The sequence below is a fragment of the Marinomonas rhizomae genome (assembly GCF_003315485.1).
Lineage (GTDB): Bacteria > Pseudomonadota > Gammaproteobacteria > Pseudomonadales > Marinomonadaceae > Marinomonas > Marinomonas rhizomae.
The window spans coordinates 237601-261160 of record NZ_QNSE01000005.1 but is presented as its reverse complement, the minus strand read 5'-3'; the positions used below and the strand labels follow the sequence as shown (position 1 = coordinate 261160).

The 23560-nt window shown below is 40.8% G+C and carries 21 protein-coding genes; 7 read left to right on the top strand and 14 right to left on the bottom strand.

Annotation, left to right across the window (positions count from 1 at the left end; genetic code table 11):
* Window positions 1–12: 12 nt before the first annotated feature.
* Both DFP80_RS07990 and DFP80_RS07985 read right to left on the bottom strand, forming a co-directional pair.
* Window positions 13–678, bottom strand: a complete 666-nt coding sequence (locus DFP80_RS07990; RefSeq protein ID WP_113916275.1) for a 7-cyano-7-deazaguanine/7-aminomethyl-7-deazaguanine transporter — start codon at window positions 676–678, stop codon at window positions 13–15.
* 198 nt (window positions 679–876) lie between these two features.
* Window positions 877–1374, bottom strand: coding sequence for an HPP family protein (locus tag DFP80_RS07985; protein ID WP_113916274.1), 498 nt, complete (start codon window positions 1372–1374; stop codon window positions 877–879).
* A 121-nt stretch (window positions 1375–1495) separates the two neighbouring features.
* On the opposite strand from DFP80_RS07985, the gene DFP80_RS07980 reads away from it, so the two are divergent.
* Window positions 1496–2050: a TetR/AcrR family transcriptional regulator gene (locus DFP80_RS07980; RefSeq protein WP_113916273.1), complete on the top strand. Its 555-nt coding sequence runs from the start codon at window positions 1496–1498 to the stop codon at window positions 2048–2050.
* A gap of 29 nt (window positions 2051–2079) precedes the next feature.
* Here the strand turns inward: DFP80_RS07980 and DFP80_RS07975 are convergent, their stop codons facing one another.
* From DFP80_RS07975 to DFP80_RS07960, 4 genes are all read right to left on the bottom strand, one after another.
* Window positions 2080–2937 carry a PA4780 family RIO1-like protein kinase gene (locus DFP80_RS07975; RefSeq protein WP_113916272.1) on the bottom strand — a complete coding sequence of 286 codons (858 nt, stop codon included), beginning with the start codon at window positions 2935–2937 and terminating at the stop codon, window positions 2080–2082.
* A gap of 105 nt (window positions 2938–3042) precedes the next feature.
* Entirely contained in the window at window positions 3043–3945 is a 903-nt protein-coding gene (locus tag DFP80_RS07970) for a hypothetical protein (protein WP_113916271.1), read from the bottom strand.
* A gap of 410 nt (window positions 3946–4355) precedes the next feature.
* On the bottom strand, window positions 4356–5426 hold the full coding sequence (locus DFP80_RS07965) for a GGDEF domain-containing protein (protein ID WP_113916270.1): 1071 nt from the start codon (window positions 5424–5426) through the stop codon (window positions 4356–4358).
* A gap of 112 nt (window positions 5427–5538) precedes the next feature.
* Entirely contained in the window at window positions 5539–6795 is a 1257-nt protein-coding gene (locus tag DFP80_RS07960) for a DEAD/DEAH box helicase (protein WP_113916269.1), read from the bottom strand.
* Window positions 6796–7088: 293 nt separating this feature from the next.
* Here DFP80_RS07960 and DFP80_RS07955 point away from each other — a divergent pair, with 293 nt between their 5' ends.
* From DFP80_RS07955 to DFP80_RS07940, 4 genes are all read left to right on the top strand, one after another.
* Complete coding sequence (locus tag DFP80_RS07955; protein ID WP_113916268.1) at window positions 7089–8747, top strand: GGDEF domain-containing protein; 1659 nt, start codon at window positions 7089–7091, stop codon at window positions 8745–8747.
* A 486-nt stretch (window positions 8748–9233) separates the two neighbouring features.
* Window positions 9234–10310: an alkene reductase gene (locus DFP80_RS07950; RefSeq protein WP_113916267.1), complete on the top strand. Its 1077-nt coding sequence runs from the start codon at window positions 9234–9236 to the stop codon at window positions 10308–10310.
* Window positions 10311–10485: 175 nt separating this feature from the next.
* Window positions 10486–11643, top strand: a complete 1158-nt coding sequence (locus tag DFP80_RS07945) for a methionine aminotransferase (RefSeq protein WP_113916266.1) — start codon at window positions 10486–10488, stop codon at window positions 11641–11643.
* Window positions 11644–11972: 329 nt separating this feature from the next.
* The gene (locus tag DFP80_RS07940; RefSeq protein ID WP_113916265.1) at window positions 11973–14333 is read left to right on the top strand and encodes an EAL domain-containing protein; all 2361 of its coding nucleotides are present in this window, start codon (window positions 11973–11975) and stop codon (window positions 14331–14333) included.
* A gap of 198 nt (window positions 14334–14531) precedes the next feature.
* Here the strand turns inward: DFP80_RS07940 and DFP80_RS07935 are convergent, their stop codons facing one another.
* The 5 genes from DFP80_RS07935 to DFP80_RS20645 form a co-directional block, all read right to left on the bottom strand.
* Window positions 14532–15851 carry a GGDEF domain-containing protein gene (locus tag DFP80_RS07935; protein WP_113916264.1) on the bottom strand — a complete coding sequence of 440 codons (1320 nt, stop codon included), beginning with the start codon at window positions 15849–15851 and terminating at the stop codon, window positions 14532–14534.
* Window position 15852: 1 nt separating this feature from the next.
* Complete coding sequence (locus tag DFP80_RS07930) at window positions 15853–16488, bottom strand: hypothetical protein (protein WP_113916263.1); 636 nt, start codon at window positions 16486–16488, stop codon at window positions 15853–15855.
* Window positions 16488–16841 (bottom strand): response regulator, encoded by a 354-nt coding sequence (locus DFP80_RS07925; RefSeq protein WP_113916262.1) that lies wholly within the window; start codon window positions 16839–16841, stop codon window positions 16488–16490. The genes DFP80_RS07930 and DFP80_RS07925 overlap by 1 nt, the downstream gene beginning before the upstream one ends.
* A gap of 212 nt (window positions 16842–17053) precedes the next feature.
* Window positions 17054–17464, bottom strand: coding sequence for a GFA family protein (locus DFP80_RS07920; RefSeq protein ID WP_113916261.1), 411 nt, complete (start codon window positions 17462–17464; stop codon window positions 17054–17056).
* Window positions 17461–17601, bottom strand: coding sequence for a hypothetical protein (locus DFP80_RS20645; protein WP_158601356.1), 141 nt, complete (start codon window positions 17599–17601; stop codon window positions 17461–17463). Before DFP80_RS20645 ends, DFP80_RS07920 begins: the two co-directional genes overlap by 4 nt.
* 299 nt (window positions 17602–17900) lie before the next feature.
* On the opposite strand from DFP80_RS20645, the gene DFP80_RS07915 reads away from it, so the two are divergent.
* Both DFP80_RS07915 and DFP80_RS07910 read left to right on the top strand, forming a co-directional pair.
* Window positions 17901–19181 (top strand): sensor domain-containing phosphodiesterase, encoded by a 1281-nt coding sequence (locus DFP80_RS07915; RefSeq protein WP_113916260.1) that lies wholly within the window; start codon window positions 17901–17903, stop codon window positions 19179–19181.
* A 218-nt stretch (window positions 19182–19399) separates the two neighbouring features.
* The gene (locus tag DFP80_RS07910; protein ID WP_113916259.1) at window positions 19400–20689 is read left to right on the top strand and encodes a dicarboxylate/amino acid:cation symporter; all 1290 of its coding nucleotides are present in this window, start codon (window positions 19400–19402) and stop codon (window positions 20687–20689) included.
* An 81-nt stretch (window positions 20690–20770) separates the two neighbouring features.
* Here DFP80_RS07910 and DFP80_RS07905 read toward each other — a convergent pair whose 3' ends face one another.
* The 3 genes from DFP80_RS07905 to DFP80_RS07895 are packed head-to-tail and all read right to left on the bottom strand — an operon-like array spanning window position 20771 to window position 23552.
* Window positions 20771–21544, bottom strand: coding sequence for a 3-hydroxybutyrate dehydrogenase (locus DFP80_RS07905; RefSeq protein WP_113916258.1), 774 nt, complete (start codon window positions 21542–21544; stop codon window positions 20771–20773).
* A gap of 30 nt (window positions 21545–21574) precedes the next feature.
* Window positions 21575–22936 carry a TRAP transporter large permease gene (locus DFP80_RS07900; RefSeq protein ID WP_113916257.1) on the bottom strand — a complete coding sequence of 454 codons (1362 nt, stop codon included), beginning with the start codon at window positions 22934–22936 and terminating at the stop codon, window positions 21575–21577.
* 16 nt (window positions 22937–22952) lie between these two features.
* Window positions 22953–23552, bottom strand: coding sequence for a TRAP transporter small permease subunit (locus DFP80_RS07895; RefSeq protein ID WP_113916256.1), 600 nt, complete (start codon window positions 23550–23552; stop codon window positions 22953–22955).
* Between the last annotated feature and the right edge of the window lie 8 nt (window positions 23553–23560).

Below are 23560 nucleotides of genomic sequence, written 5' to 3'. Positions count from 1 at the left end.
AGCTAGAAAAGTTTATGCGTTCGCTGCGGTAAAGTCTGGTTTGACTGAGGTAATCCTCTTTATTAGATAATTCAATAGTACGCCATACATTGGAATAAATAATCCAAGACTTATAATTAGCTTAAAGCCAAAATCAGCCAGTGCAATGGCTTGCCAATGTTCTGCCATAAATGCATCTGGGCTTTGGTAGAAAGCGATCCCAAAGAATGCCAAGGTATCTAGTCCATTACCAAATACAGTTGAAGCGGCGGGCGCGATCCACCATGCTTTTAGTTGTCTAAGTCGGTTAAATACCTGAATATCAAGAATTTGACCCAACAAGTAAGCCATTAAACTTGCTATGGCAATACGTCCGACAAACTCGTTGAATGATGCGAGTGCCCCGAATCCTTGAAACTGTCCTTGCGCAAATACTACCGACAGCACATAAGACACGATTAAAGAGGGAATCATCACTAGGAAGATGATTTTTCGTGCTAAAGCGGCGCCAAAGATTCTTACGGTTAGATCTGTTGCCAAAAAGATAAAAGGAAAGGTAAATGCGCCCCATGTAGTGTGAAAACCAGCAAGGGTGAAGGGTATTTGTACTAGATAATTGCTTGAAGCAATGATTAGTAGGTGAAACATGGCAAGGTAGCAGAGTGCCTTGCCTTTTTGCTCAGGTGTGAACGTACTCATATTGTGACCTTTTTCGTTTGCTTGGGGTGAGGGAACCCAAATTAAAAAGTTCGTTTTTGATTGACGAACTTTCAGCGTTTTCTATTTAGACGTCTGACCATAAGGTCAAATGCGGAGCGGAATTATACATGAAACGTTTGGTTAAAAAAGAGCCAGCTGCAAAAAATCCTATAAACCTCTGGCCATCCTGTATTTCATTTACTTAGAGGGTTTTATTGGGTAGCCAATGCGTGAGACCCAGTTATGATAAAACCAACCAAATAGAATAATAAGCAAGCATCCAGATAGAACCGGTGAGAGTAAAAAACCCCATGACGCATTGATGGATATCACTAGAAGTGGGTTAGCGCCTGCTGGCGGGTGTAGCGTGTTGGTTAGCATCATCAAGGCAACACCGAGGCCAACACTTACCGCCATTGAGACTGGTGTCACCTCCCAAAATTGTAAGCTGATCAGTCCTATGGTTGTTGTCAGTAGATGACCGACGAGAATATTCTTTGGCTGTGCTAAAGGGCTTTGTGGTAAGGCAAAGAGAATAACCATGGTTGCACCAAAAGGTGCCATGATACCCAGGTACTCTGGTGCAAGCTGAGCACCTTGAGCAATCATAAAAATACACAGTGTTGCTCCAGCTCCTGCTAGGCAAATGGGGAAAAACCTTGATTGATAAAATGACGTAAAAAAGTTGGATAGCATGAGTGAATTCCTCTAGGTGCAGTTTTATGCTGAAAAACAATGGTAGACCGATCTGTCTTTTTTCATGGTAGACAAATCGGTTTACTCATGTCAATATTCTTTTTCAATGAGGGAGAGAGAAGTGACGAAACCTGACTTATTAATTCATGCCGCGTTTAGGCTTTTTTATCAGCATGGTATTCATGCGGTGGGAATAAACCGAATTTTGTCTGAAACGGGTGTGGCTAAAAAAACGCTTTACCACCACTTTAGCAGTAAAGATGCCTTGCTTGAGGCTGTATTGATTTACCGCGACCAGATATTTATGGATTGGCTGACAGCAAGAATGATGACTGCAGGAGATGGAAAAACAGCTGTTTTGGCTTTGTTTGATGCACTTGATGATTGGTTTCATGACAGAGTGGAATTGCTATCACCATTTAAAGGCTGCTTTTTTGTGAAAGCGAATGGTGAATTTTCTGATCATGTTGTTAATGATTTATGTCAGCGTCATAAGCAGAATATCACGTCTTTTATTCAGGCAAATCTTGTGAGTTGTTCGTCTGAATTGGCTGCGGCTGATTTAGCGCAAAGTATCAGCGTGCTAAAAGAAGGGGCTATTGCACAGGCGTATGTAGCAGGTGACTTGGATGCCGCTAAGAGAGCAAAAACGATGGCTGTTGCTCTCTTAGGTTAATTTAGAAAAACTGTATCCACTATGGCGTATTAATCTTCGTCATTTGAACTATTGATACGAGCTAGGCGATCTTGTTCTTCTTCGAAGGCATCTTGGATTTCTTGTAATACGGAATCAACATCGGCTTCTTCTATTGGTTCGTCAAATAAGCCTGTTAGTTCTGTGTGAGGCGTTAATTTTCCGGCTTCAAATAGCGCCCATATTTCTTTGGCGTATTTTGTTTCAAGAAGTTCTGGAGCGAACATACCATAATAATTACGCATGTTATTTATGTCGCGTTCTAACATCCATTCGGCATTATTGTTTGCTGCAGCATCAACAGCTTGAGGCAAATCTATAATGACAGGACCATGAGAATCGACTAATACGTTAAATTCGGATAAATCACCATGGATCAAACCCGCGCATAACATGCGGACAATATCTTTGATAATGATATCGTGGTCGTGCTTGGCTTGTTCCTCTGTCAGTACTACATCGTTAAGACGAGGTGCGACTTCACCGCTATCATCTGTAACTAACTCCATCAGTAAGACACCATCAAAGCAGCCATAAGGTGTTGGTGCACGAACGCCAGCAGCGGCTAATCGATACAAGGCATCCACTTCAGCATTTTGCCAAAGGTTTTCTTGTTCATCTCGGCCAAACTTAGAGCCTTTTTCCATTGCTCTAGAGCGACGGCTATTGCGGACTTTTCTGCCTTCACGATATTGCACGGCTTGTTTAAAGCTGCGTTTACCTGCTTCTTTATATACTTTTGCGCAACGGATCTCTGATCCACAGCGTACCACGTAGACAGTCGCTTCTTTTCCGCTCATTAATTGTCGAAGAACTTCGTCTACTAAGCCATCTTCGATGAGTGGTTGTATTCTTTTAGGGATTTTCATGCGGCTCGTTATACAGTGATTAGGTGACAAATGAAACTACCAGAAATAGAAAATAGACTTGATCGCTGATGTAGCGGAATCATTTCTACCTTGCAATTAACAAGGTTATTCGTTGGAGTCACGCTTTTTATATTCATTCCTTACTAAATGCTCAACCATCTCGTTGATTTTCATATTTTTTTCTTCAGCCAGTGCATTTAGCTTTTGCTTAGTATTGAGCGTCATGCTGATGCTGTAGGGTTTTCTACCGCTCGATTTTTCACGAAACTTTTTCTGGCTCCAAGCTTTTTTCATTTTATCAATGATTAATGCCTTGCGGTCTACGTTATCAGATAAATCAATAGTAGCAATAACTGCGGCTTTTTTTTCTGCTTCTGTACTCGGAATCCAAGCCTGTTTAAGGGGTCTTTGAGTGATGTTCTGCAGATAAGACCAAGCCCAGACCCATTGTGCTGGATTATTTTCTTCCAGCCAATTTACGATGGTCTCGTTAAAACGAATTTCCTGCCATTTTATTTTCAATTCTTCGAGTAGGTTTTGCTGTTGTTGAGTATCGGCTTCGCCCTTATAAAAAGCGTCCAAAATATCTAAATATCTATCTGCAGAGTTAGTTCTTTCTGTATTGAATGGCTTTTCTGAGAGTAAGGAGAACGGATTTTCTTTTGTTGGGTGTGTTTCTAGTTCTGAGCTTTTTGTAAGGGTTTTTAAATAACTCCATGCCCAATTACATAGTCTTTCGTCTTTTTTATCTATCCAGCGGAAATAATTGGAAGGAAGCTGGCTTGCTTTAAAGGCAGTACGTATTTGAGTGGCAAAGTTCTGCGGAGCTCGCTTTTTAATGATTAAGTTTTCTAGTTCTTCATTTAGCTTTTTAACGCGTTCTTCTTGCGAGTTTCCACGTAGATTTTTTAAAGATGCACTTCGGATGTTTTTTAACAAATAGTCAGAATAAAAAGCAAGTTCTCTCTCGGATGTGGGATCAAGAAGGTCTCTAGTATCTCTAATCATGCTTTTTATTCCTTTTTTGGTATTTTTATTTTGTCATTCCAAGATTATTACTGTGTAGTATTTATCGTAAATCTTACGTGTATTTTTGTAACCTTACAATAATTTTACAGTGAATTAATAGATTTTTTCATCCTATTATTTTGACTATTTAATGGTTTAATTTCGTTAAGGAAGTATTTTCTGGCGGCTGAGGAAAGGTTAATCATAGAGAGTGGGGCGCTTTCTGTGCTTAATTGCGAATAAGCAATTGGTATGGAATTTAGAGCAATAAAAAATATAAATAACCTTATATATCAATAAGGTTTCCGTGTTTTACTTTCTTTATGGTGACTTGGAAGTTGGCGTCTTATGTAGGGTGAATATATTCGTCGTTTCGTTGATAGCGAAAGCGTTAGTGCAGAAGGTTAGCGCTAAAAGTGATTTGCATGAATGGTATTTCGGCCGGATTGTTTGGCAATATAAAGGTGTTCATCTGCGATTTTGAACACGGCTTCTTTTGAAGAGGCTTCATGGGAGTACCCTATACCAATACTCACAGTAATATTGGAGATAGTATCTATGACAAGATTGCTGACCGCCGCTCTTAGGTTTTCGGCTAGAGCCATTACTTGCTGTGGCGTTCGATTCAAAGTAAGTACGATAAATTCTTCGCCACCCCAGCGTCCAAGAACGTCATTTGGATGAATTGTTCTGCTGAGTTTGCCTGAGATGCGGGTAAGTACTTCATCTCCCACAAGGTGGCCGTTGATATCATTGAACTGCTTGAAATGGTCAATATCGATGATGAGTATTGCGTAATTTTTCTTTTGTTCTACTGAATCTAGATCAAGCTCGTTAAATACCTTTTCAATTCCTCGTCGGTTTAATGCTCGGGTGAGTAAGTCAACATAAGCATAATTCTCGAGTGTATCAGCATGCTCTATGACTTGGTCGGTTTTGACTCTTAACTTAATAATAGTCCATAACAAAAATATATAGATCATGTGTGCGATGGCAATGTTAAGTACAACTCCCATAGTATCGGCCATATTATGATTTTGTATGACGGCGGAGAAATGCCCAATGACGGTGACAACAAAGACAAGGATAGTGGTAGGCGCTGCTTTTTTGACCTCCAGAAAGAGGTAGGCAATGACGTAATTCAGTCCTAGCCATTGTGCTGCATTTGAAAATAAGCCGTTGGCATCCATGTGATGCCAAATACTTGTGCTAATTAGATAACCAGCAATAATAAAATAGGCGAAGAAGTGTAGGCTTTGATTATTGATTTTAGTGATGACGCTAAGGAGGTAAATAAGAGCAAAAGCACTGATGCAAATTGGGTAAGCTGCAGCATCAAAGGAAGCTATGATGCCACTCGACAAGTCGATCCCCCAAATTGCACTGAAACCTAAAATAGCGACAACAAGCATTTTACGAAACAGTGTGGGAGGCATTGATGCTGAGTTAAGTTGTTTCTTAGGCGAGTGTTGGAGCTTCATTGTTCGATTAACCTCAGCCTAGGCCGCCCTTAATTTAGTTTCTGTGTGAAGAATTCCACTTCATATTATTGGCAGCTCCGGTATTAAGCAACAAATCTATTAAATGCATTTTTTAATTAAAACGACGCTTTTTCTTTGTTTTTTTGTCTTTTGAAGAAATAAGACCAAGAGCTTTTGCTCGCAGCTCTTTTTTAGATGGCTCTCGTTTTTTGGGAGTATTAAGTGCTTTATTCAGGTCTGGCTCAAACCCTGGCATCCATTGTGGTATAAAGTGCTCGCCGATAAGTGTTTCAATGTCGGTTAGTAAATAACGTTCTTTTTCTGATATTAAGGTTATGGCTAGGCCTGTTGTACCCGCGCGGCCAGTACGGCCTATGCGGTGAATATAGTCTTCAGCATTATAAGGCAGCTCATGATTTACCACATATTGTAATTGCTCAATGTCGATGCCCCTTGCGGCAACGTCAGTAGCAACAAGGGCTCGTACTTTTCCTGCTTTAAAATCAGCTAATACACGATCTCGTGCGCCTTGAGATTTGTCCCCATGAATAGCTTGAGTGGCAATACCATCTTTTTGCATTTCTTTGGCTAATTCGTCAGCACCTTGCTTGGTTCGGGTGAAGATAAGTACTTGCTGCCAGTTTTTTGACCCTATTAGAAATGATAGCAGAGCGCTTTTTCGGTCCTGATCTACCGCGTAAATGGTTTGTTCGACTTGAGTTGCTGTGGTGTTGCGGCTGTCTACTTCAATTAATTGGGGATCTTTTAATAGTGTTTTACTTAACGCAAAAATATCATCATTGAAGGTTGCTGAGAAAAATAAAGTTTGACGTGAAACCGGTAGTTTTTTCAAAACTCTTTGAATATCAATGATAAACCCCATGTCGAGCATTCGATCAGCTTCATCTAGTACTAGGGTTTGTAGGTAGCTTAAGTCAATGAGGTTTTTCATGATCAGCTCAAGCAACCGACCAGGAGTAGCAACCAATACATCACAGCCTTGTTTAAGTGCGTCAAGCTGTACGTTTATGCTTGCTCCACCATAAGCGACAACTGATTTTATGGGTAAACCTGTGCTGTATTTAATAAAACTGGTGTGAACTTGCTGCGCTAATTCACGAGTTGGAGTGAGTACGAGTACCTGAATGCCTTCGGTATTATGAGAGCCTTGCTTATTTAGGATGTGTTGTAAAAGCGGCAAGGCAAAAGCGGCTGTTTTTCCTGTTCCTGTTTGAGCTCCAGCCATGAGGTCCTTTCCAGATAAGACAACTGGAATCGCAGCAAGTTGAATCGGTGTTGGGGCCGAGTAGCCCAGCTTTGTAACCTGCTGAATGATGTCGTGATGAAGTTTTAAAGACGCAAAGCTCATGGAGGTCTCGCTTATTTTATGTCTGCAAATTTAGGGCGCTAGTGTAGCACTTTGGGGGCTTATTTTAAGATTCTTATTTTAAGGCTGTTAGCGAAATTTTTTGAAAGAATAAAAAAGTAAATTATTATTGTTTTTGAGATAAATCAAATACGTTATCTTGTGATGTTTTTTGCAAGCTAAGTCTCTTTTGATGGGGAATAGGTGTTTAATTGATAGAGATGCGAGAGAGTATGTTGCTATTATGGTAAGTTTTATTATCAGCCTTTGCTTTAATTATATGGAATGTTCTGGACATGGCTATTAAGTCGCGATTTCTAATATCAACTGCTCTAATTTTATTACTTACAGGGCTATTTTCTTGGCTTTCGATGAGAGTATTAGCAGAAGGTATTATTGTAAACTGGGTTGAGCGCTATGCAGAGAAACAGATTCAATATGATAAAGTGCGAACGCTATTACCATTAATTCAAGAGGTAAATCGCTCTAAAGAATTTGCAGAGCTTGAGTCTTTAAAAGCGTGGGCTAAACAACCATTTAATGAAGCTTTGAAGCAGCAGGCTCTTGAAGAAACTGAAGCATTTCGACATCGATTTGCAGATAAATCCTATTTCATCGCCTTGAAAGGAAATGAACACTATTATTACAGTGAGGGTAAGGAAGCTCCGCCACCAAACCTATATCGCTATACGCTCCACCACACTAACCCTGATGACGCATGGTTTTATCAAATTATGGCGAAAAAACTCAATCTGCATTTGAATGTGAATCCGGATGTAGAGTTAGGGGTGATCAAGCTCTGGAGTGATGTTTTAATCCGCGATGGCGATGACGTTTTGGGAGTGGTGGGGACAGGTTTAGACCTTTCAGGGTTCTTACAGCAAATGGTTGCAAAACAAGATATTTATTCGGCCATTGTATTTACTAACAATGAAGGTTCTATTCAGCTTTATCAGCGAGAAGAATTAATTGATTACTCTTCTTTAACAAAGCTGTCTCAAGATAAAAGCCGAGTGTTTCAACTGCTGGATGATGAAGTGTCGCGGACTCAGTTAACACAAGCTTTAGCCTTAGCGAAAGAAACGCCTAATCATGTTAAAACCTCCTTTGTGTATAAGGATGACGTTCGTCAACTGGCGAGTATTGTTTATATTCCTGAAATTGATTGGTTTCAAATAAACTTTATTGATATCAAAGGTTTCCTTCCACTAACAGAGTTTTCTAGTTTGTTGGTTGTTTTTTTCATTAGTCTAGTTTGCGCTTTAATTGTGTTCTATCTATTGCTGACGCTAATTGTGACAAAGCCGTTAGCTGAGTTAGATCTTTCTATTGGATCATTGGATAAAAAACAATACCGAGCACCAAAATTGACGCGATTTGCCGGTTTAGAAATCAAAAAGCTGGTTTCCCATTATCAAAAGATGTCGACTTCTCTTTTGGAACATCAGCAAGAACTGGAAGAAAAAGTGGCTGAGCGAACAAAGGAATTGAATCGTATTGCTAGGCTTGATCCGTTAACGGAACTATACAACCGCAGAGGTTTTGAAGCGCATATGACGGAATATATGCAGCGTTGGCAGCAAAGTCGCCATTCGTTTGGTCTTATTAATGTGGATGTGAACCATTTTAAATCAGTGAATGATCTGTATGGGCACGCTGCTGGGGACTTAGTCTTGCAAAAAATTGCGACCTATTTAAAAAATACTGTAGGCGATAAGGGAGAAGTGGCTCGTTGGGGTGGAGATGAGTTTTTAATACTGGTTAAGCAGGATCTGGCCGCGATATCGGAACAACTGCAAGATGATCATGAATCACTTGTTATCAACATTAATGAGCAAGATATTACGATTCAATTTAGTGTGGGTAGTGCCTTGGTAGAAGACAGTGATACGTTAGAAAGTCTATTACATAGGGCGGATGGCGTAATGTACGCCGCTAAGTTTAGTCATCGTTAATAGTGACAGGTTTGATTGTTTTTATAGAGCATAATTACTTCGTTCTTTTTACTGTTTATCAACGGAATGTCTTAACCTAATAAAGAGCGAAAGTTAGTGTCGTTGAAGTCGCGACAAAGTAACCCGATAAATCGGAATTTGCCTGCTGGGCTGTGACATCAGTTTCTAACGCTATAGTAACAGTGTTACGGCTATTTTTAACAGAAGCTCCACTCTTTAACGAGAATCTCGTCAATAGTTAATTGCCAAAAAAGCCTGTGCTTTGTCATGTGCGGTAAAAACCTTGGTAGGAGCGTAAGTGTATTCTTGGATTGGCAGAAGTTGTTGTATTCGCTGTAGCAAGCACGTTGGTTGCGATTTTTTTTGACTATTTAGTGAGCTTGGGACTATTCAGGAAAGAAAGTGCACTAGATTGTTTTTTAAAATAACTGCCATATGTAGTGTTTATCCTTTATTTAAAGACTGAAACTTATTCTGGAGTTCATAATGACAAGCACAGACACAAACCTGTTCAGCCCAGTGATCTTGGGTAACCTAGAGCTGCCAAATCGTTTTATCATGGCGCCTTTGACACGTACCCGAGCACCTGGGCATCAACCCAATGCTTTGATGGCCGAGTACTATGCTCAACGTGCTAGTACTGGCTTATTGATTACTGAATGCACCATGGTGACGGAAGGAACGTCGGCTTTTGGTGATGACCCAGGGATTTATTCTGCTGAGCAGATCGAAGGCTGGAAGCTAACGACCGATGCTGTGCATAAAGCTGGTGGTCGTATTTTTATGCAGATCTGGCATGCTGGTCGCGCCGCTCATCCATTATTGAATGATGGAAAAGAAGCGGTCTCTTCCAGTGCGATTGCGATTGATGGCGAAACACACACACCAGAAGGTAAAAAAGCGTATACCGTGCCTCGTGAATTGACGGTCGACGAGATAAAAAGCATCGTTAATGATTTCCGCCAAGGCGCGATCAATGCCAAAGAAGCAGGTTTTGACGGTGTGGAAATTCATGGCGCGAATGGTTACTTAATTGACCAATTTCTTCGTGAAAGTGCTAACCAGCGTACAGACGAATACGGCGGCTCATTGGAAAATCGTTCTCGCTTCTTAACGGAAGTGATTGAAGCCGTAACGGACGTAATGGGGAGCGACCGAGTGGGGTTGCGGCTTTCACCGCTTAACAGTTTCCAAAGTATGAAAGAAAACGATCCTATCGCTTGGACTCGCTTCTTGAGCGAACACCTTAATCGTTTTGACCTAGCGTATGTGCATTTGATGCGAGCGGACTTCTTTGGTTTACAACAAGCGGATGTCGTCAGCGTGGCACGCGAAGCTTACAAGGGACATTTAATGGTGAACATGGGCTACAGTGCCGAAGAAGCACATCAAGTGATTGCCGATGGCCAAGCAGACAGTGTGGCATTTGGAACCGGTATTCTTGCGAATCCAGACTTCGTTGAACGTGTAAAAAATGGTGCTGAGTTGAATCAACCTAACCCAGATACTTTTTATACTTCTGGTGCTGAAGGTTATACGGACTATCCGTTTATGACCGCGTAACACAAAGAAGAAATACTACTTGATTAAAAACGCCAAGGCTGCAGTAACTGAGAATGCCTTGGCGTTTTTTTGAGCATCGGATTTGCTTTTTAATTTAGCCGTGTCAGAGCATTGACCTTCAAAGTGGAAGCCTTGTAACGTAGCAATAACTATAATCTTTTAAGGCAATATTATCGTGACCATCTCTTCTACTCTTACTTCCAAATTGCCGGCCATCGGCACCACTATTTTTACCAAAATGTCAGCATTAGCGGCTGAGAAAGGTGCGATTAACCTGTCGCAAGGTTTCCCCGACTTTACAGCAGATGCTCGATTGTTAGAGCGTGCCTCCCAGGCGATTTTAACGGGTAATAATCAATATTCGCCTATGGCGGGGTTACCAATACTAAGAGAGGCGATTGCGGGTTTGGTTGAGCGTCATTACGACCGAACAGTGAGCGCATTGGATGAAATTACAGTGACTAGCGGTGCGTCAGAAGCCATTTTTGATGCGATTGCAGCGTTAGTGCATCACGGCGATGAAGTGATCTTGTTCGACCCAGCTTATGACTTATACGAACCTGCGGTGGCCTTAGCGGGTGGTATCTGTCGTCGAGTAACGTTATTGGCTCCTGAATTTCGCCCTGATTGGCAGGCATTTGCTGAGTTACTTACCGATAAAACGCGTTTAGTTTTAATCAATACGCCTCATAATCCAACAGGAAGCTGTTGGTTGGCAGAAGACTTAGAGTCCCTATGGCAAGCGATTGCGAGCCGTGATATTTATGTATTGTCCGATGAAGTGTACGAGTTTATTCATTTTGGTGAGTCTGTAGTTAGTGTTCACAAACATGCGGAGTTAGCAAAACGTAGCTTAGTTGTTTCTTCTTTTGGTAAAAGCTTTCATCTAACAGGTTGGAAGGTGGGCTACATTGTGGCGCCAAAAGAGCTGACTGTGGAACTTCGTAAGGTACATCAATTTGTTTCTTTCTGTACGGTCACGCCTCTACAGCAAGCTTTGGGAGAACATTTAACGGCTTTTCCTGAAGCAAGTGCAGGTTTGGCTGGTTTTTATCAACAAAAGCGCGATGTATTGAGGAAGGCATTGGCAGGTAGCCGCTTTACGTTACTGCCTTGCGAAGGAACGTATTTTCAACTGCTGGACTACAGCGCGATTAGTGATCTAGACGACGTGGCGTTTTGTGAATGGCTGGTCGATCATGTAGGTGTCGCGGCTATCCCGGTGAGTGTGTTTTATCAACAAGCGCCTGAAGGTCAGCGTATTATTCGCCTGTGCTTTGCAAAAGAAGAAAGTACTTTAATAGAGGCGGCGCAAAGGCTCAGTTTTTTATAGTTATTAAGAGCCAAGGTGAACTATCAATCATTTGCCTTGGTTTTGTTACCTACTTGCCTTTATTTTCTCTCTTCTTCATCTGGTTTAATGCAGAAAATCACTTCTGAAAGCGATCAAAGTACGAGCTTCTAGCAAATTTCTAATTGTTACAAAAATGAACGAACGTGCATGAAATATGTGTGCTAACGTTAATTGGTTAAAAGATAAAAATATTTTGATCAATAAAAATGATTGGATATGACGCCATTTAGCTTGGAGCTTATTGGGTTAATGTGCCCCAAAAGGGCTAACTTTAAGAGCCAGTCCATTAATTGGAATAAGAGTTTTAGATGTTAAATACACTCAAAGGACGATTGTACTTTTTATCCATTTTGATCGTCTTGCCATTATACTTCTTTATTTACTGGAGCTTTGACTACAGCCGCTCCATGGTGCAAGAAGAGCTGTCGCATACGGCACAGTTTGCGTCCAATCAAGCCGCCGAAAATCAAGAGCATCTAGTGGATTCCACTCAGGAATTCCTAAAATCTTTAGTGTCTATTTCTCATCTGCAAAACCCTAACTCGGATGACTGTCAGCGTTTTATTCAAGAGATAACTCCGCTATTTGATCATTACGTCAACATTGGAGTACCAAATGATAAGGGAATTTTAACCTGTAACGGAACTCAACTTACCAAGGCTGTGGACGTGAGCGATCGCGCTTATATTAATGAAGCGTTGGCACATAAGCACTTCACCTCTAGTGGGGTACAGGTAGATCGAGCCATGGGGCGTCCAACCATTAATTTTGCTTATCCCATATTAAGTTCTGAAGAGGGGCAGGCTCTTGGCGCTGCGGTTGTAGTGATTTCCCTTGATTGGTGGAATGAATTGTTGAGTACAAATCATTTACCAGAAAATAGTGTGGCTTATGTATTGGATGGGAACGGGCAAGCCGTAGCAAGTTTCCCTAAAGATATAAAATTCACAGCCCCGGATCGCTTTAATTCTATTTGGCTTGGAAGTGATGGAGTTAATCGAATTTTTGATAAGCGCGAAGTGCTGAATGCTGATGGAGACGTCCAATTAGTTTTTCTAACTGGGGTAGCGGTTGATCAATCTCTTAAAAGAGTGAATGAACGCTTTACTTTAATGGCAGTTATTTTCTCCGTATTGCTAGCGGTTATCTACGTTTTATTCAGAGTGTTTTTTATTAATACAATATCAAAACCTCTGAGTTTACTCTCAGATCTTGCTGTTCGGTTAGGCCGTAATGAAAAGGTTTTTCATACTCAGCCGACAGGAGTAAGGGAAATGGATGACCTTCAACGTTGTTTTGTTGAGATGGCTGAGTTGAAATTACATGCAGAAGGCGAAACTATTCGACAAGCTCAGACAGACAGCTTAACAGGGTTGCCTAATCGAGACGCGTTCACGCGAAAGCTTTCTAATAGCCTGATTCTCGCTAGTGAAAAGGGTCATAATCTGAGCCTTGTTCTGATTGATCTAGATAATTTTAAAGAAGTGAATGACACGCGCGGCCATGAAATTGGCGATGAAGTATTAAAACAAATCGCTGAGCGCTTGCTCTATAACAATCCTGCTGCGCATTATATTGGGCGTATCGGCGGTGACGAGTTCGTCTTTCTTGTTGAGGGCGATTATTCAACTCCAGCCCACTTACAATCCTTGTGTCAAGATATCATGACGCTGATAAAGCAGCCGTTTTCTGTTTCTTACGGGGGAATTGTTATGTCCGCCAGTATTGGTGTCGCACTTTACCCTGAAGATGGAAAAAATATTAGGGAGTTGATGGGCGCCGCCGATCAAGCCATGTATTACGCGAAACAATGTGGTCGTGATACGGTGCGTCGATTTAGTAAAGAGCTAAACGTGGCGCTTTTACAGAAGATTGAGTTGATTAAAGACCTACGTCAAGCCATTACCAATAAAGAATTTTATTTGGTATATCAACCTATAGTTAATAGAAAGGGGGTTGTGACAAAGTTCGAGGCTTTGATTCGTTGGCAGCACCCAGAAAAAGGCTTAATAGCTCCTGACCAGTTCATTCGTTTTGCCGAAGAAAGTGGTCAAATTGTACAAATTGGTGCATGGGTTATTGAGGAAGCCAAATATGCTTTACAGAAGATTCGTCAAGCTTATGGTAGAGATATACAAATTAGCGTGAATGTATCACCGATTCAGTTATCGAACCATCAAGGCAATACTTGCGATTTTTTAAGCAGTTTACTGACTACCTTTTGTGAGCCAGAACAAGGGAAAAATGGTTTAGTGGTTGAAATCACGGAGCACCTTCTTATGAACCTTGATGAAAGTACTCGAAGTGCTTTGCTGGGTTTCCGTGAAAAAGGTATTCAAGTCGCTTTGGATGATTTTGGGACAGGTTATTCTTCACTTGCCTATATCATGAACTATGACATTGATTATTTGAAAATTGACAAAACGTTTGTGCAAAAACTGGATGATGAGTCTTCCTCTATTTCATTGTGTGAAGCGATTATTTCTATGGCTCATAAGCTTAACATGTCGGTTATAGCGGAAGGTGTTGAAACAGAGGAGCAACTGGATTTATTAATAGAGTATGGCTGTGACTATTTGCAAGGATATTATTTTTCCAAGCCTATTTTATTGGGTGAAGCGTTGACTTACTGTCAAGATAAGCAGTTAAAAGATATGAACGCTTTCTAATTTGCTATCCCTGTACTTTTCTTAAAATGAGTCATTGAACTCTGTATAAAACTGCTGACCTTATTAGGCCATGGTAGATGTATCATTTTCCTTAGTTATGCTTTAGAAGCCTCTTTTTGAGACTTCTAATTCTTGATCGCATTTTAATTAATTATATATTAAAGCTTACCTGACTGTTTGACATAAAATATTAAGAATTTACTTCTCGGTATACATCTTCTCATCTGCGACATGCATCAGATCATCGAGGTTAGTGCCGTCACTAGGAAAAGAGGCACTTCCTATAGACGCAGTAATAGACACAACATTCGATTCGCACAAAAAAGCAGATGAAATTCTCGTTTTAAGGTTATCCACATAATTCTGGGAGTTATCTTCTTCTTTCATAACAACAAATTCATCTCCACCGATTCTGAAAACTGCACCGTTTTGAGAATCGACTGAGTTTTTAATTCTCTGGGCTATCTTAATTAGTACCTTGTCGCCGTATCTATGCCCGAATTCATCATTTAGATTTTTGAACTTATTGAGATCAACAAAGAACAAAGTGAAATTTTTTATTATTCCATTAGAATGTTTTTGTTTGAAAGAATTAAATTTTTCATTTAAATAAGAACGGTTGTAAAGATCCGTCAAATTATCATGAGTCGCTATATGGTTTAGTTTTTCATAGTTTATTTTAGATTCAATTAAGCCCTGAATAAGGCTTTTTATTTTAGATAACGTTTTTTCAAACACAGTGTCAATGATGGATTCATCTTTTTTAGAAAATTCTAACACGCCTTTTATTGATTTATCTGAAAAATAAAGAACGCATATTTTTTTATTCGAGTTGCTACTTAAAGTATCAATTTCTTTTTCTAGTATATCATTATCAAATGCTTTGTTTCGAATAAGCTTTTCACACTCAATTAATATTTTATTTTTCTTCTCTTTAGTGTATTTTATTGTCATATCATTTTTTATTAATAAAAAATCAATGTTAATAAAGCCGATGCTTTTTATTGCTCTATCGAGAAAGTTTTCAATGAAATCTTCCATTTCAATGTTTTCATCTGAAGATTTTATAAAATAATCTTTCTCGATTCTAAGCAGTGTTTCATTTATTTTTATTTGTTTTTCTTTTTTAACAAGTGATGAGTAATCAACAATTCTAATTAAAATCCCTACTTTTTCTTTTAGAGGGGATATAAAAGCAGAAACATTTAATGGCTGCCCATTTTTTAGAGAATCAAAGCTTCGTAATGGTAAGATATCTTTATGTATTTTATGAGAAATAACTCGACTTAGTGAACTATTAATCGCATCATCAATAGCATTTAGAAGTTGAATGTTAACATTGTTTTCAAATATTTCATTTAGGGTTTTGTTTTCATATTTTTTTATATCTATAATGCTTTTTTTTAATATCCATTCATTAACATATAAAACATAACCTTTTGGGTTTAGAATTATTATTCCACCCTCGATCCCACCAAAAGAAGAAAGTAAAACATCCATAGATATAAGGTCTTTCATATTAACTCTCTTCTAAACTCTTAAGATAATTATCTAAAGTTGATTTAAATGAACCGTTTTCAGAAAAGTCAATAACAAAAACCAAGTGTCCAGATAGATCTCTACTTTTCAAACTGAAATCAATTTTCAAAAGCATAATAATGGTATCTTTTTTCTTTTGAAAGATAAGGTGGTCAGTTAACTGTTCCGGGTTAGTATGAAAGGTATTTGGCAACAGTGTGTTTAGAGGCTTATTGAGTATATTTGAGATGGTAGATAAACAATTATTAAGGAGAATATTACCTAATTCCGACAAGGCTTCTTCTTCTAGTTCTGCGTCTACTTCAATTTCGAGAGCCTCACCATCGCCCAACATCACATGAACAAGATCGAGACTACGGGATTCAGGAAATAACAGGGCTGCTTTCCCGGAGAAAAAACCTAAAAACTCCTGACTGACACCGGTCAACGAATTTGGGAGTCGTTCCTGAAAAGCAGTTGTCGCATCATCTAAGCTTAAAAACTCTAAAGCTGGCACGCACAAAACCACTTCTTCTTGAGCAATTTGTGATAAGGATGCTGCGGACTTACCAACTCCAATGTTGACAAGTTCGACCATTAAGTCAAACTCGTCTTCAGTTAAAAAGTTATTCATCATTAAGAACCCATTATCTCAGCAAGCTCTTCTATTTTTGCAGGCTTTGCAATGAAACCTACACCTAACGATTGAACCTTGTCTTTAATAGTATCCTGAATATTTGCAGTCACTAAGGTTAACTTGATGCTTGGGTATGACACAGACACAACTTTCACCAAATCATAACCGTTGCGATCTGGCATGTTGTAATCAACTAACATTTGATCTACTGATTCGGTTTTGAGAAGTTCTTCGGCGGCATCGGCCCCGTTGGCCTCAAAAATAATAAGTGAGTCATCAATTTTTTTTAAGCTTTTCGACAAGGCAAGGCGACTCACTTTGCTGTCATCCACTAACAAAATTTTCAACGGCATTTTACTTCCTTAGATACGATTTAAATTTTCACTTACATAGTATCTAAAGCGTTTTCTAAAGTAGGTAAGATCTTTGATGATTTTTGTTAAGGTTTGTTTTATAGAGCAGAGAGGGGCTTCCTAGTCGAGTAATCGATAAGGCCATAGAGCATCTGGCTCGTGTTATAGCCTTATATAATTGTGTGATTTAGGGGGACTTTTTGACGCTGCGTTTAACTGGTTGGCATGGCGGCAAACGTAGGAAGACTGTTGGAATTAGTATCCCAGTTACCCTTGCTGTCCATAAATATGTGTGCCTGCGGAGTTAAATCGACATCTGTGTCTAAGCAGCCAGCAGGAACGACGACCAAACCTCGTGATTTAGCGTCGGTAGGCATATTGGATCCGCATACGGAACAGAAAGTACGAGCAAAGTTCGTATTTTCCAATCGATAAAAGCTTAACTTATCTTCTCCGCTTAACCAGTTTAGCCTCGCACCCGGTGCAAATAAGTTAGCGCAGTGAGCTGTACCTGAGGTTTTTCGGCAACGGCTACAATGGCATAAAAAGAACTTTTTGAACTCACCGTCTAATTCAAATTTCACTGCGCCGCATAGGCAAGATCCAGTGTGAAGGTGACTCATAATCGAATACTCCAAATAATAATGAAAGGTTTAACGCCAGCAGAAAACATGTCTTCTACATCTGAATATACCTTAAATACCAACATAATTTCTGTTTTCAGAATGCCATCAAGTTGTGCAAGAAGTATGCAGATCATGCCGCGTCGTCAGTTGTATATGTTGAGGTCGTTTATTAATAGTTCTCTACAGCTAAACATAATTTAGCAAAAAACATTGGGCGTGATGTTTTTGTGTTTGTCTTGTTTACTTAAATATTCATTTTTTTACGTAATGACGTTAGGAAAAACGCTAGACTTGTCTGATTGCGTAATGGCATCGAAAAATTACGGAAATAGGCTTATTGCCTTTGGTATGTTTTATCTACGTCTTGGGGTGAGTGCCATCATTCCTAATATATTAATGAGCTCTTTAGAGTTCGAGATTACACGAGACAATAATGCTAAAAGCAAATAATAGTGTCGATTTAATGGCGGCTATTTGGGGTGTTCAAAATCAAAGTAAGATAGAGAAAGAGACTTCAGCAGGCTCGCTTCATTATGACTTAGGGTACCTGGTGCAAACTATTCGACAGCATCTAGGGGTAGATATTGCCTTTTTGTCTCGTTTCCAAGACGGTCATCGTGAGATGTTACACGTCGACAAAAGTGAAAGCTGTAGAGTCTTTCTTAATACAGGTCATAAAGATATAAATGAGGTCACTTACTGTCACTTAATTGCCGAAGAAAAGTTACCTAATATTATTCCTGACACATCAAAAAATGATATTACGAAAGCGTTAGCGATAACAAAAGCGTTAAACATAGGCAGCTATATCGGTGTTCCTATTTACCTTTCGGACGATTCTATTTATGGCACGCTGTGTTGTTTCAGTGAACACGCAGATGAGTCTCTATCGAATAAAGATCTGTCTATTTTAATGCTCTTCGCAAAATTTGCCGCGCGTAATATAGAAAAAGAACTAACCGTGTCTAGGTTGCATGAGGCAGCACGCGACAACATTTTTGACATTATTCATAACCGGCAGCTTTCTATCGTACTGCAGCCTATCTATGATTTTAGAACAAGGTCTATTAAAGGCTTTGAGTGCTTGTCTCGTTTTCAAACAGAGCCATATCGCTCGCCTGATTATTGGTTCAATAAAGCCAATGCGTCAGGCTTTGGGGAAGTGTTGGAGTTGTTTGCTATTGAAGAGGCTTTAAATCAGTTGCCAGCTATCCCTGAGCAATATTACATCGCGTTAAATGTCTCTCCGAAACATCTGGCGTCGCCTCATCTGCAAGCTATGTTAGATAAAGTCCCTTTGCATCGTATCGTTCTAGAAGTAACCGAGCGAGAATCGATTCCAGACTACAAGGCATTTAGAAGCGATATTCAACGCTTTCGCGATAAAGGTATGCGCCTTGCTGTTGATGATGCCGGAGCTGGCTTTGCAAGCTTTCAACATATCTTGGAACTACAAGCGGATATTATAAAATTGGATAGAAGTTTAATTGCTGATATCAATACAGATCATCGAAAACGAGCGCTTGTGGCCGCACTAATTGGTTTTGCAAAAGAAACTAAAAGTAAGGTGCTGGGTGAAGGTGTAGAAACCTTGGCAGAATTAGAAGTGCTGCAAGAGTTAGGCGCTCAAAAAATACAAGGGTATTTTTTCTGCCATCCATTACCACTTAAAGATGCGTTAGCTTTTTGTGAGATCCGAAATTCAAATACTTGATCAGTTTTCCTTATGCTTTTATCAAGCGGTAAAAGCATAGGGTTGACAGTTTTCGTTACCTCTTCCCTTCATTGAAAATGGCACAGTCTTTTCTTCCATAGCGAAGCAAGTGGCTTTTTATGCTCTATAATAGCCTGTAATATGTGTGACTTTTATTTTAGAGTCGTAACCACTTTGCGATCCAAATCAATAGAACAAATGGAATTAGAGGGATTGTTATGAATACAACATTTAAAGTATTACTTGGGATGGTGTTTGGTATCCTTGTGGGGTTGGTCCTCAACTTAACAGGGCTAAATGCAGATGGAACATGGGCAAACAGCTACTTAACCGATGGTGCGTTTAAAGTCGTAGGTAGCATGTTTGTAAATGCGCTGAAAATGCTTGTCGTGCCTTTGGTTTTCTTTTCTTTGGTATGTGGTGTGTGCGGTATCGGTGATATTAAGCTGTTGGGACGAATCGGATCTAAGTCTTTCCTTTTATACCTAGTGACCACAGCAATCGCCATTGCCGCAGCGCTGACTATCGCAACAGGGTTTGGTATTGGCGAAGGGATGAACGCAGAGTCTTCCGCGAACTTTTCGGGTAAAGCATCACCACCACTTTCAACTGTTTTGATCAATATTATTCCATCCAACCCAATTAGTGCGATGGCCCAAGGTGATATGTTGCCAGTAATCTTTTTCTCGATTATGTTTGGCGTGAGTATTTTAATGGTCGGAAAAAAAGCCACCGTTGTGAGCGATTTTATTGAAGCGCTGAATGAAATCATGATGAAGATGGTTAACATCATCATGGCGGTTGCACCTTATGCTGTATTCTGTTTGATCGCCAGAGCCATTGCTGACTTGGGTATGGATTTACTTGCCCAATTACTTGGTTATGTATTGGTCTTAATTGGTGTGTTGTTATTCCACCTCTTTGTGACGTTACAATTGATTCTGAAAGTCTTGTCTGGTTTGAACCCAGTGACTTTTATGAAGAAAATGCGTAACACACAGGTGTTTGCTTTTAGTACTTCAAGCTCCAATGCGACCATTCCAGTAACCTTACGCACTGTGACGCAACGTATGGGAGTGAAAAACTCGGTGGCGTCATTTACGGTGCCTTTTGGAGCGACCATTAACATGGATGGTACGGCTATCATGCAAGGTGTGGCGACAGTCTTTATCGCCAATATCTATAATGTAGAACTTGGCATGATGGGCTATTTAACCGTTATCTTTATGTCTGTGTTGGCGTCAATCGGTACCGCAGGTGTTCCAGGTGTCGGCTTGATTATGTTGTCGATGGTGTTTTCTCAAGTGGGGTTACCGATAGAAGGCATTGGTTTGATTCTGGGTGTTGATCGTTTGTTAGATATGGTTCGTACTGCGGTCAATGTGTCTGGTGATGCGATGGTATCTACGGTGGTGGCCAAGAGTGAAGGTCAGTTAGATGAGCGCATTTACAACGATCCAGACGCAGGTAACTTGTCTGATTTACATTTAGAGCAAAACCAAGCTTAACTGCTGTTTTGACTCAAATAAGTCTAAAAAAGCGCTTACCTTAGCGGCAAGCGCTTTTTTATTGCGATGATCAACTCACACTTACTGCGCGGTATAGCCCCCATCAATCACTATGGCTTGTCCTGTTACCCCTTTTGCCGATGGACTGGTGAGAAACAAACAATAGTCTGAAATCTCTTCTACGTTAAGCAAACGTTTTTGTGGCACCAGCGGCCAAATGACTTCGTCTAAGACGTTGTCGAGAGAGGTGTTTCGCGTTCTGGCGAGGTCTTCTAACTGGTTTCGTACCAGCGGCGTATCCACGTAACCTGGGCAAAGCGCATTCACTGTCACACCAAATGGTGCCGCTTCCAACGCGGCGACCTTGGTTAAACCGATCACCCCATGCTTGGCCGAGTTATAGCCAGCTTTACCAGCAAAGCCTATTAAACCATTGATCGATGCCATGTTGATAATGCGCCCTTCACCAGCATTTTTCATTAGCGGCAACACTTTCTTTATCGCCAAAAAAGGGGCAATCAGCATGATGTCGAGCAAGCGTCGATAAGTGTCCGATGGAAACTCTTCTATTGGTGCAATGTATTGCACGCCCGCATTGTTGATCAAAATATCGATACCGCCGAACTGTGCAACGACGTCATCAATGGCACCCATAAACTGCGCCTCGTTAGTTACATCACAAGCAAAGAACGCACAATGTTGGTGGAACGCGGCGAGTTGTATTTTGGCCGCGTCTATGGCTTGTGGGCTGAAGTCCAAAATGGCGACTTTCATGTCTGCTTTTAGAAACGCATGGGCAATTTCCAAGCCGATACCGCTGGCCGCGCCTGTAATCAATACCGTTTTATCTGTCATGATCATTCTCCAAACGGGTAATCAAAAGAGTTAGCCGTAAATAGCTTTTGGCAACCAAAGTACAAGATCTGGAAAAATGAAAACCAGACATACCGCCAGTAACTGCAACAAAACGAAAGGTATGATGCCTTTGTAAATGTGCAGTGTGGTGACGCTTGGCGGCGCGACACCTTTTAAATAAAAGAGTGAGAAGCCGACAGGAGGCGTCAAAAAAGAGGTTTGTAGCGCCAAAGCAAAAAGCACTACAAACCACACCAAATTGAAATCCAACGCAACCACAACCGGTCCAACCAAAGGAAGCAAAATCAAACTGATTTCCAGCCAATCCAAAAAGAAACCTGCGACAAAGGCGATTAACAAAATCACCACAATGATGCCCGTAGGCGACAGAGGAATACTTTGCAATAAGTCACTAATGAACTCATCACCGCCCAGGGTTCTGAGCACCACAGCAAAGGCTGTTGCACCTAAAAAGATGCCGAACACAAACGACGTGGTGATGGTGGTTTTTCGGCACACTTCAGCGAGCATTTTCATGTTGAAGCGTTTGTTAATGATGGCCAACAAGGTCGCACCAAATGCCCCTACACCCGCAGCTTCAGTTGGCGATACAATACCCATGAAAATAGAGCCCAAAACCGACAAAATTAACGCCAGCGGCGGGAAGATCGCTTTCAGCGTGTCCCAAATTAACGCCATGGTAACGGGGGGTAAATTCTGTGGTGGTTGGCAGACTTTCGGATTAAAAATAGCCGACAGAATGACGTAGGTAATATAAAGACCGCCAAGCAACAAGCCGGGAATCAGCGCGCCCATGAACAAGTTACCGACAGATAAAGACAGCTGATCGGCCATGATAATCAGCATGATGCTGGGTGGAATCAAAATCCCTAAGGTGCCTGAAGAGGCGACAATGCCGCTGGCAAATGAAGGCGAGTACTTTTGTTCTAGCATCACAGGCATAGACAACATGGCCAACAACACGACAGACGCACCGACAATGCCAGTTGAAGCGGCAAATAAAATACCGATCAAGATCACTGCCACACCGAGTCCACCACGGAAACGGCCGAACAGGTTTACAAAATTGACCATCAGACGTTCGGCCACGCCAGAACGTTCCAGCATTAATCCCATGAAAATAAACATCGGCAAGGCCACGAGCACCCAGTTGCTCATTTGAGCAAAAATGCGTTGGATGATGGTGCCGTAAATGCGCCAATCATTCATATAATAGGTGTCCCAGTCCAAATACTGTGATGTCGTTACACCAATGACACTGAAAATAATCGCCAATCCCGCCAATATCCACGCGACGGGAAAGCCAGAAAAAATCAATAAAATGAAACTGCCAAGCATGGCAATAACTAATAACTCGTATGTTTCGAACACAAACTTCCCCTAATGACTAGTCGTTTGAAGGGCGACTGGTTAACGCGCCGTTTAGAAAGGCAACACAGCGGAGCCAGCGAGAAACGGCTGCCATGATTAATAACGCCAGTGCAATTAAAATGAATGACTTAAGCACCCAGCGCATGGGTAAGCCATCAAAAGACGGCGAAACTTCATTAAGGCGATAGGAGCGTTCAACGAAGGGAAGGGCATAGTTAAACATCACAAAACAAAAAGGTAACAGTAATAGACTAATGCCGAAGACTTCGATCCAAACACGTCGTTTCATGGACCAATGTTCGGCCAACGCATCCACTCGGACGTGGCCATCGTGGATAAAACAATAAGACAGCCCCAGCATGAAGCCCACGGCGTACAGGTGCCATTGCAATTCTTCCAGCGCAACAAATGTGGTGTTGAAAAAATAGCGCATTAACGCATTACCAACGATTAAGAGCATGAGAAGTAGCCAAATCCAAGACACGAACTGCCCCATTTTCTCAATGCAAGACTCCAAAAATAGCGACACCTTGGTGTGTGGTAATGCGGCGATATTGGAATGCGATAACCTCGCCTCGATTTCAGCCAAATTCAATTCAGTTGATTGATCGGACATTTGCCTCT